This window comes from Dyella japonica DSM 16301, from assembly GCF_001010355.1.
In the GTDB taxonomy this organism is placed as follows: Bacteria; Pseudomonadota; Gammaproteobacteria; order Xanthomonadales; family Rhodanobacteraceae; genus Dyella; species Dyella japonica.
Genome location: NZ_JPLA01000122.1, coordinates 1 through 329, shown reverse-complemented (window position 1 = coordinate 329; position 329 = coordinate 1). Strand labels below are relative to the sequence as shown.

Sequence of the window (329 nt, the reverse complement as noted above, 5' to 3'; positions counted from 1 at the left end):
CCCGCGACGGTGTAGGTGTAACTCCAGGAATCACACCAGAAATGTGGTTACAGGGCATTCAGGATAAGAACCCTCACTGGTTCCCTGGAAACGTTGGCGGTGGTGCTGGTGGCTCCCGTACTCCTGGCGCTGCCGGTAAGAACCCGTGGAGTGCTGAAGGTTGGAACCTTACTGAGCAGGGTAAAATTCTACGTGAAAACCCTGAAAAAGCAGGCCGTTTGGCAGCCATGGCTGGCGTGGACTTGAAGCGTCCAGTACGTCCAGTTAAAAAATAATAAAATTTGTTGACACTCCCTCCGGTTGGTGTTAGTTTTACATCAACCGGAGCA

Annotated in this window: 1 protein-coding gene; it reads left to right on the top strand. The window is 51.7% G+C overall.

Features of this window, described 5'->3' with window-relative positions:
- Nucleotides 1-275 (top strand): hypothetical protein (locus tag Y882_RS20590; protein WP_046973404.1); only part of this gene is annotated, 275 nt, incomplete at its 5' end.
- Between the last annotated feature and the right edge of the window lie 54 nt (nt 276-329).